At 75.0% G+C, this 1,684-nt stretch carries 2 protein-coding genes; both read right to left on the bottom strand.

All coding sequences use genetic code 11. The features are described 5' to 3' along the window. Window positions 1-119 precede the first annotated feature (119 nt). Window positions 120-530 carry a hypothetical protein gene (locus ACFQ3T_RS36440; protein ID WP_380730701.1) on the bottom strand — a complete coding sequence of 137 codons (411 nt, stop codon included), beginning with the start codon at window positions 528-530 and terminating at the stop codon, window positions 120-122. 106 nt (window positions 531-636) lie between these two features. After that, window positions 637-1,684: erythromycin esterase family protein (locus ACFQ3T_RS36435; RefSeq protein ID WP_380730699.1), on the bottom strand; the 1,048-nt coding region annotated here is incomplete at its 5' end.

Genomic DNA, 1,684 nt, shown 5'->3' with positions numbered 1-1,684 from the left:
GATCGGCGCGGTCGCCGACGCGTGGGGGCTGCGCACGGGGTCGGCGCTCATCCCGGTGGCCGCGGTGGTGATCGTGCTGCTCGCCGCCACCCTGCGGGGTCGTGCGCGGTGAGCCGGGGTCAGCGGGACGCGGGTTCCTGGAACAGCACGGGCGGCGCGTCGCTCGGCGGGCGCGGGGCGGTCCGCGCGGGCTGGTCCGCCCACTGCTCGGCGGCCGGCTCGACGGCGACGTCCTCCACCGGCGCCTCCACGACGACGGGCACGGGCGCCTCGACCGGCACGGCCAACTGCTGCTGGACCTGCGTGATCCACACCAGCCACATGGCCTCGTCGCGGTGGCCGCGGTACTCGGCCTTCAGCCCTGCCAGCGCGCCGCGGACGCGGGCGACGACCACCGGGTTCTCGCGCACGGCCGACCACACGCCGCGCGAGGCGGCGTCCCGCGCCTTCACCAGGAGGCGGACCTGGTCGGTCAACTCCGGTGCGGGCAGGTTCGCCCACGCCGCTGCGATTCTCTGTGCCTTGGTCACGGTGCCATCCTCGTTGAGCGGACGGCACGCGGCTGCCGTGACACGATGTTATCAAGCTCTCGTTTTGCGAGGTCAGGTTCCGGGTGGCGGACACCGGGAGTGACGCTCAGACCCCGCTCGGGTACGTCTCCGGCTCGAACACGTCCACCCGCCGGGTGCGCAGGGGGCGCAGCGCCGTGGTCTCGTCGAACCAGAGGAAGGCGTCGTACCGGTCGCCGAGGACCGTCGGCACGTAGTTGCCCAGGCGTTCCCGCTCCGGGTGGTAGACGACGCCGATCGCGCGGTGGGCCAGCGCCGTCGTGAGCAGGTCGGGCCGGTCGTGACCCGGGGGGAACACGAACAGGGCCTCGCCGGGCGCGGTGTGGTGCAGCTCGTCCTCCAGCGACCCGTCGCGGGCCGGCGGCACCGGCATCACCCGCTGGTCGGCGCCCCACGCGTCGCCCGCGATCACCGTGCCGCGGTGCGCGCCGAACCCGACCAGCACGACCCGGTCGGCGCCGTGGCGCTCCCGGGCGAGCTGCCCGAGGTTGACCAGGCCCGACGCGGCCATGTCGGTGGCGCGGGCGTCGCCGATGTGGGTGTTGTGCGCCCACACCACGGCCTTCGACCCCGGCCCGTAGTGCGCCAGCAGCCGGTCGAGGGTGTCGTCCATGTGCCGGTCGCGGACGTTCCACGACGGCTGGCCGCCGCCGACCAGGGACCGGTAGTACCGCTCCGCGCCCGCGACGACCTCGGCGTTCTGCCACGCGCCGAACCGGCCCGCGCCGTCGGCCGCCGCCTGCCCGCGCAGCCGCGCCAGCAGGTCGACCACCTCGTTCTCGCAGCCCGCCGGCACGAACCGGGTGGCGAGCGCGTACTCCTGCGGGTCCTCGCCGTGCGGCTCGAAGCACCGGTAGGCGGCCAGCGCCGTCGGCACCTCCGCCGGGTCGTGCTCGCGCAGGTGTACCAGGATCTCGCGCAGCGACTCCCACAGCGAGTACACGTCGAGCCCGTGGAACCCGACCCGCTCCTCCTCGGCCAGGCCGCCGTTGTGCGCGCGCAGCCACCGTGCGAAGTCCACGACCTCTTCGTTGGCCCACATCCACGTCGGCCACCGGTCGAACGCGGCCAGCGCGGCCCGCTGGTCCTCCGGCGCGCCCGCCAGGCCGCGCACC

This window comes from Saccharothrix hoggarensis, assembly GCF_042678885.1.
Lineage (GTDB): Bacteria > Actinomycetota > Actinomycetes > Mycobacteriales > Pseudonocardiaceae > Actinosynnema > Actinosynnema hoggarensis.
The sequence above is the reverse complement of the archived record's forward strand: the minus strand, read 5'-3'. Positions and strand labels throughout refer to the sequence as shown.